5 protein-coding genes and 1 pseudogene are annotated in these 5,321 nt (G+C 43.3%); 3 read left to right on the top strand and 3 right to left on the bottom strand.

The annotated features are described in order from the left end of the window. Positions 1–984: NAD(P)/FAD-dependent oxidoreductase (locus NK638_RS11780; RefSeq protein WP_274633154.1), on the top strand; the 984-nt coding region annotated here is incomplete at its 5' end. Positions 985–1,133: 149 nt separating this feature from the next. Then, complete coding sequence (locus tag NK638_RS11775) at positions 1,134–2,162, top strand: ornithine cyclodeaminase family protein (protein WP_274633153.1); 1,029 nt, start codon at positions 1,134–1,136, stop codon at positions 2,160–2,162. Positions 2,163–2,256: 94 nt separating this feature from the next. On the opposite strand, the pseudogene NK638_RS11770 reads toward NK638_RS11775, so the two are convergent. The 3 genes and pseudogenes from NK638_RS11770 to NK638_RS11760 form a co-directional block, all read right to left on the bottom strand. Next, positions 2,257–2,418 (bottom strand): annotated as a pseudogene (locus NK638_RS11770) (IS1595 family transposase); the annotation flags it as partial. Then, positions 2,419–3,417, bottom strand: a complete 999-nt coding sequence (locus NK638_RS11765; RefSeq protein ID WP_446739839.1) for a zinc-binding alcohol dehydrogenase family protein — start codon at positions 3,415–3,417, stop codon at positions 2,419–2,421. It abuts the pseudogene before it with no gap. Positions 3,418–3,490: 73 nt separating this feature from the next. Then, positions 3,491–4,231 carry an SDR family oxidoreductase gene (locus NK638_RS11760; RefSeq protein ID WP_274633152.1) on the bottom strand — a complete coding sequence of 247 codons (741 nt, stop codon included), beginning with the start codon at positions 4,229–4,231 and terminating at the stop codon, positions 3,491–3,493. A gap of 133 nt (positions 4,232–4,364) precedes the next feature. Here NK638_RS11760 and NK638_RS11755 point away from each other — a divergent pair, with 133 nt between their 5' ends. Next, the gene (locus tag NK638_RS11755; RefSeq protein WP_274633151.1) at positions 4,365–5,264 is read left to right on the top strand and encodes a LysR family transcriptional regulator; all 900 of its coding nucleotides are present in this window, start codon (positions 4,365–4,367) and stop codon (positions 5,262–5,264) included. Positions 5,265–5,321: the final 57 nt, after the last annotated feature.

The raw sequence follows: 5,321 nt of genomic DNA, 5'->3' as shown, positions 1-5,321 counted from the left end.
GCGCCGGGTTTGGTGTTTGACTTAATCAAACGCTATGATATCGACGCGCAAGCGACCCAAGCAGGCAATATTCATATGGCGCACAATGCCAAAGGTGAGATCGATGTCGATATCAGATACGAGCAGCTCAGTCGCCGCGGCGCTAATGTGGAGGTATTGACAGGCAGTAAGTGCCACGAGTACTGCGGTACCACCAGTATCAATAAAGCCTTATTAGACCACCGTGCGGGTACTATCAATCCACTGGCTTATGTCCGAGGACTTGCCAAAGTCGCTGCAAATCTTGGCGTGACGATCTATGAGCACTCTGCTGTTGAATCACTAGAAAAAGTAGGCGGTCATTGGTACGCCAGAACGGCCAAAGCATGTGTCAAATCTGAGCGTGTGATTATCGCAACCAACGCTTATACCGAAGGCGAATGGACAGATATCGCCAAGACTTTTTATCTGGTTTATTACTATCAGATTGCATCCGAACCGCTGAGCGGTGCAGCGGCAGAGCGCATATTGCCTTACAAAACAGGTGCCTGGGACACACGTCTGGCGCTATCTAGCTTTCGCCGTGATAATGACAATCGCTTATTATTGGGCACGGTTGGCGGGACGCAGATGAAGCCCAAATCTTTTTATCAGTCGTGGGCCAATGCGGTGCAAAAAAGCTACTATCCAGATTTGCCCGCGTTTGACTGGCAGTATGAATGGTGCGGTAGCTTTGGCTTTACCCAAGATCATATCTTTCGCGTGATGGAGCCAGACGAAGGCTTACTGACGGCGACGGCTTATAATGGTCGCGGCATTACCACTGGCACGCTTATGGGTAAATGCTTTGCAGACTATATCGTGACCGGCAAAAGAGACAGCATTCCGCTACCTTTCAAGACTTTAGAGGAAGCAAAGGTTGGTTTTGGCGGTATCAAGTCTGGGTTTACAGAGCTTGGCCTCACACTGTATCACGCTGGTCAATGTCTCAAGATCATTAGATAATTTGGTTATTTGCATAGTGAGGTTATTGACTTAGTTAAAATGATAAACCGTGATAAAAGCTCTAAAAATGGCGGGTTGCTTATTAGGTTTTTTAATGTCACATTTAAGGATTGTTCATAATGAAATAACAAAACAGATTAAGGATAATTATGCAATTTTTAGACATTCATACCGTAAAAAAACAGCTAACCATGCCAATGGCCATCAGTGCTATCGAGGAGCTGCTGAAGAGACAAGGCGAGCATCCGAGCTGGATTAAAACACCTGAGCGCCTAGTCATTCCTACTTTTCAGGAGAGTGATGCACACACCTCAGGCTCGCATTTGTCGATGCCGTCAGTGGTTTTTGATGGTGAAAACGAGTATGCAGTCGTCAAGCTGGTCACCATCTGTCCCGACAATCCTCAGCGCGATAAACCAACCACCATGGCCGCCATCACTGTCTCAAATAATGAGACAGGCGATATGCTGGCTTTTTTGGACGGAATATATATCACCCAAGTGCGTACCGCCGCGCTGTCGGGGATAGCGACTAAGTATCTGGCGAATCCACACAGTCGAGTGGCAGCAGTGGTCGGTACAGGCGGGATGGCATATGAGCAGCTAAACGCTATTCTCACAGTACGTCCAGATATCACGCACGTAAAACTATGGAATAGAACGGCGCAGACGGCGCATCAGTTTCGAGACAGGTTTATACAAGAGTATCCACAATGGCAAGTTGACGTTCAGGTTTGTGAGCATATTGAAGAGGCAATCAGAGACGCAGATATTATCAATCTGGCCACACGCGCGACGGCAGGACTGTTTGAGGCGGCGCAGATAAAGGCAAATGTTCATATCAATGCGGTGGGCGCTTATCAGGCCACGATGAAGGAAGTCAGTAACTCAGTGATAGAGGCCTGCGACTCCGTGATCATTGACGATGCTGAAGGCGGCTTACATGAAGCAGGGGACTTGATACAAGCGCATGAGGACAGTGATAGTGCTTGGACATGGGATAGGCTCACTGGCACATTGGGGGATTTGGTCAATAAAAAAATCAGCCTCGATGTGAAGGAAGATAAAGGTATGACGCTGTTTAAATCAGTGGGCGCAGCCAGCTTTGATGCAGCCGTCGCTTTACAGGTAGCAAAAAAAGCCAAAGCAAAAAACTTGGGTCAATGTGTCGCACTATAAGGGCTGAGTATTTATCCTTATAGAGCCAACCCAACGTAACACTGACCCACCTTATGTCATGTCCGTAGTTTAAAATAGGGGCTGTCCTAGATAACTAGTTCAAGCCCTGTTTAATCCATTGTTTTAATTGTAGTAATTGCGACTTTGGGTCACTGTGATTAAAACGCCACTCACATTCCTTTAAATAGAGGTGAAAATGCTCTTTTGGAACCCCGTTAAACTTGCGTAGATACCGTTTAGCTTGGGCTCCCTTATTTTAGAAGTTTTCTAGTACAATTTTGCCTTTTGATTTGCCTGTTTCAAGTAACTTATGCGCCTTCTCCAAGTTTGCAGCGTTAATATTGCCTAGATTTTGGTTGAGGGTACTTCTAATTTTTTGCTGGTCAACTAATTGGGCAACCTGTTGCAATAGATCACCTTGCTTTTCAATATCATCGGTTTCATACATTGAACGAGTGAACATCAACTCCCAATGGATAGAAATAGATTTAGTCTTAAACGGCATAATATCAAAGGTTTGTGGATCATCGATTAATCCAAGCTTGCCTTGTGGTGCAATCAGAGAAACTATTTGCTCGATATAGGTGTCTGTATGATTGGTAGAGAAGACGTATTTTGGTTTTTCAATGCCTAATGCCTCGATTTGTTCGTTTAAATCTTTGCTATGATCAATGACATGGTCGGCACCCAGTGATTCCACCCAAGATTTCGTTTCTTCACGTGACGCTGTTGCTATAACGGTCAGATTTGTTTTTGCTTTTAGGAGTTGGATAGCGATTGATCCTACACCACCTGCACCACCAATAATTAAAATACTGCCAACTTCTGTTTCTGAAATTTGAAGCCGATCAAACAGCATTTCCCACGCCGTTATGGCAGTTAATGGCAATGCTGCTGCTTCTGCATTAGATACTGTAGTTGGTTTAAGACTGATAATTCGTTCATCGACTGCTTGATACTCAGCATTACTACCATCTCGGGTTAAATCGCCAGCATACCAAACAGAATCTCCTACTTTAAACGAGGTAACTTTTGAGCCAATTTCAATAATTTCCCCAACGGCATCCCAACCTAAAATACGATCGTCTGCTTCAGACGAGTTTTTTCTCACTTTGGTATCCACTGGATTCACAGAGATTGTCTGAACTTTTACCAGTACGTCACGCTCCTTAAGCGTAGGCTTCGCTTTTTCAATATCTACCAATGAATTTTTAAAATCATCCTGGTTATTGATAACATACGATACGGCTTTCATAGATTTGTCCTCAGCTTTAAAAAAATAGAGTAAAAATGGGAGCGAAGTGCTCCCATTTTATATTATTCAATCATTAAAACTCTTGGCTCGTTGGGCGTAAAACAATTCCATTAATATCTACATCCGCAGGCTGTTCAATTGCATAAGCAATTGCTCGAGCGACTGAGTCAGATGGTATGGCTTGTTTGTAGAAATCAGTAACAAACTCTGAACTTTCTTTATGAGAAGAACCGAATTTTAGTTCTGACTCAATTGCACCAGGCTCAATAGTAGTCGTTCTAATTGTTTCTCCAACTTCATGACGAAGGCCTTCAGAAATGGCTCTTACAGCAAACTTAGTACCGCTATAAACAGTACCTCCTGGACTAAATACTTTTACCCCTGCAACAGATGAGAGATTAATAAAGTGTCCAAAGTTTTGTTTTTGGAAAACAGGTAGGGCAGCTGCTATTCCATAAAGAACACCTTTAATATTAATGTCGATCATACGATCCCATTCATCAACTTTTAGCTCACTTAATGGTGCAATAGACATCAATCCAGCATTGTTTACCAATACATCGATTTGACCAAATGCGCTTAATGCCTTTTCAATAAGTGCTTGCACTTCATTTGGCTTGGTTACATCCACACCAATAAATTCAGCTTGACCACCTTCAGCACGAATGTCTTGAACAATAGCCTCTAATTTTTCAGTACGTCTAGCACCAATGACAACCTTTGCACCTTTTTTAGCAAGTAAGCGAGCAGTAGCTTCACCTAAACCACTACTTGCACCAGTGATAACAATAACTTTATTTTCTATATTATTCATACAAGTAACCTTCAACCTATCTGTCAATCATATTTGAGGGTTAAGTATTACAGCCTTGCTAGGTATAATAAATGAATAATATTATCTTTCAGAATTCCTATTTGCGGAATAGTTACCATAACACAGGATTGACATGCAGAACAAATTGGAAATGATGCGTATCTTTTGTGTCGCAGCAGAGTCTCGCAATTTTAAAGAGGCAGCAACTCAGCTGGGTATTTCCCCACAGGTAGTGACACGGGCAATAAAAGAGCTAGAAGAGCAGCGCGGAGAGATTCTGTTTTACAGGAGTACTCGACAAATTAAAATTACTGCTGATGGTGAGCGTCTGGCAAAGCAAGCACGTCTTGCGGTGGAATCGATCGATGCTTTGCTTGTAAAAGACACCAAGGAAAAACGAGATGAAATGCGTGGGACTGTCCGTCTTACTGTGTCGTCTGTGTTAGGGCGTAAATTGGTAGTACCTGCACTAGCAGAATTTGCCACACGTTATCCAGATATTGTCGTGGATTGTGTGCTAACAGATTCACATTCGGATGTGATCGATGAGCGGATAGATATCGGGATCAGATTTGGATTTTTGCCGGACAATCGATATGTGGCAAGGGAATTGGCTAAAGTGAAATTTTATTCTGTGGGTACGCCAGAGTTAATTGATAAGGTTGGAATGCCCAAAAAAATTATCGACCTTGATAAATACCCTCTAACAGCACTAGTCGATCATAAAACAGGGCGTTACTGGCCATGGACATTCACCGAAAGTCGAAGCTTTACGCCATCAAAGCCTCGTTTTATTACAGATGATCTAGAAGCTGAGTTTCAAGCTATTCTCGCTGGAGTTGGATTCGGACACATGCCTGGATTTCTAGTTTTGCCGTGGCTTAGGAGTGGTAAGCTCATTCATATACTTCATGAGGAAACCTCTCCCGTTTGGCGCCTGTATTTATATCGTCCACAGCGAGGCCCGACACCTTTGCGAATCCGAGCATTGTTTGATTACTTAGTGGAAGTGCTGAGCCATATAGAAACCTGAACCAGATAAGACCATCATGTATCTAGGACGTGTTGAACATTGGACCATAGCACTGAC

The sequence above is a fragment of the Psychrobacter sp. A3 genome (assembly GCF_028823565.1).
GTDB classification, from domain to species: Bacteria; Pseudomonadota; Gammaproteobacteria; order Pseudomonadales; family Moraxellaceae; genus Psychrobacter; species Psychrobacter celer.
Note: the sequence above shows the minus strand (reverse complement) of the source record. Positions and strands in the feature narration are given on the sequence as shown.

Bases quoted from the DNA above. Each gene is read 5' to 3' on its own strand.
- NK638_RS11765 (WP_446739839.1), bottom strand. From the start codon at position 3,417: ATGAAAGCCGTATCGTATGTTATCAATAACCAGGATGATTTTAAAAAT.
- NK638_RS11775 (WP_274633153.1), top strand. From the start codon at position 1,134: ATGCAATTTTTAGACATTCATACCGTAAAAAAACAGCTAACCATGCCA.
- NK638_RS11755 (WP_274633151.1), top strand. From the start codon at position 4,365: ATGCAGAACAAATTGGAAATGATGCGTATCTTTTGTGTCGCAGCAGAG.
- NK638_RS11760 (WP_274633152.1), bottom strand. From the start codon at position 4,231: ATGAATAATATAGAAAATAAAGTTATTGTTATCACTGGTGCAAGTAGT.